Here is a 1,704-nt window from a genome sequence, read left to right as displayed (position 1 = left end):
CGGCGATGGCCGCGCGGCTGGCGCAACTGGCCTGACGCCCAGGCGCGTGAGCCCTGGCAGGGCGCGCTGACGGCCCGGCCAGGGCGCGGTGGGACAATCGCGCTCCGGCTCCATCGGGCCGCCCGCAGCGGGCACAACGCAAACGCACAGAGGATTTCCATGGCAGGTTTGAAAGCCGGCGCACCCACGCCGCAGTCGATCACGGTGCACGAGGCATCGCGCGTGCTGGAGGTGGTGTTCTCGGACGGTGCGGCCTTCCGCATCCCGTTCGAGCTGATGCGCGTGTACTCGCCCTCCGCCGAGGTGCAGGGCCATGGCCCCGGCCAGGAGGTGCTGCAGACCGGGCAGCGCCACGTCACGCTCGCGGGGCTGGAGCCGGTGGGGAACTACGCGGTCAAGCCCACGTTCTCCGACGGCCACGACACGGGCATCTTCTCGTGGGATTACCTCTACGAACTCGGCCAGCGCCAGGACGCGCTGTGGGCCGACTACCTGCGCCGGCTGGACGAGGCCGGCGCCGATCGCGACACGCCGATGCCGCCCCGGCGCGGCGGTGGCGGCCATTCGCACGGTTCCGGCGGCTGCGCGCACTGACGGCGGCGGGCCCGCTCGGCGCGCGCCCCAGCGTCCAAATTGCGACAGATGCCCCATGCAGGTGCGGGGTTGTCGCTGTACGAGCGGGGCCCGCGCCCCTAGCATCGCGGAATGAGCACCACGCATTTCGGATTCCAGTCGGTCGATGAAGCGGAAAAGGCGCGCCGCGTGCGCGGCGTTTTTCGACTCCGTCGCATCGAAGTACGACGTCATGAACGACCTCATGTCCGGTGGCCTGCACCGCGCATGGAAGGCCTACACGGTCATGGTCGCCAATCTGCGCGAGGGCCACCGCGTGCTCGACATCGCGGGCGGCACGGGCGATCTGGCGAAGGCCTTCGCCAAAAAGGTCGGCGCATCGGGCGAGGTGGTGCACACCGACATCAATGAAGCCATGCTGCGCGTGGGGCGCGACCGCCTCATCGATGCCGGCGTGGTGCTGCCCACGCTGGTCTGCGACGCCGAGAAGCTGCCCTTTCCCGATGGCCACTTCGACGTGGTGAGCGTGGCCTTCGGCCTGCGCAACATGACGCACAAGGACCAGGCCCTTGCCGAGATGTGCCGCGTGCTCAAGCCGCGCGGCCGCCTGCTCGTGCTGGAGTTCTCCAAGGTGGCCAAGCCGCTGGAGAAGGCCTACGACTGGTATTCCTTCAAGGTGCTGCCCCAGCTGGGCCGGATGGTGGCCGGCGACGACGCGAGCTACCGCTACCTCGCCGAGTCGATCCGCATGCATCCGGGGCAGGAAGAACTCAAAACCCTCATGCAGAAAAATGGCTTTGGGCATGTGGACTATCACAACATGACGGGGGGAATCGTTGCTTTGCATGTTGGAATCAAGTGCTGAGCCGCCTTGCGTTTTCGTTCGCAGCCGGCACCTATCTATAAATTGGAGATGACATGATGAAACTGTGGTCCGTGGCGCTGGTCGCCATGTTGTTGGTGGTGCATGCCGATGCGGATGCGCGCCGCATGGGCGGCGGCAAGTCCGTTGGCAAGCAGTCGAGCAATGTGACGCAGCGCGAGGCGGCTTCGCCTCCGCCCGCTGCGCCCGGCGCACCGGCGCAGAACGTCAACAGCGCGGCGGCTGCCAAGCCCGCCGCCGCACCGGCA

1 protein-coding gene and 2 pseudogenes are annotated in these 1,704 nt (G+C 67.8%); all 3 read left to right on the top strand.

The window, feature by feature from the left end; all coding sequences use genetic code 11:
* The first annotated feature begins 159 nt into the window (after positions 1–159).
* A complete protein-coding gene (locus AC27IO_RS23865) occupies positions 160–594 on the top strand; it encodes a gamma-butyrobetaine hydroxylase family protein (RefSeq protein ID WP_272565478.1) in 435 nt (144 codons plus the stop codon).
* A gap of 111 nt (positions 595–705) precedes the next feature.
* Positions 706–1,438, top strand: a pseudogene (gene ubiE / locus AC27IO_RS23860) (bifunctional demethylmenaquinone methyltransferase/2-methoxy-6-polyprenyl-1,4-benzoquinol methylase UbiE).
* Between the two features lie 53 nt (positions 1,439–1,491).
* Positions 1,492–1,704 (top strand): annotated as a pseudogene (locus AC27IO_RS23855) (Tim44 domain-containing protein); the annotation flags it as partial.

This window comes from Acidovorax sp. KNOB132 (assembly GCF_057541515.1).
Note: the sequence above shows the minus strand (reverse complement) of the source record. Positions and strands in the feature narration are given on the sequence as shown.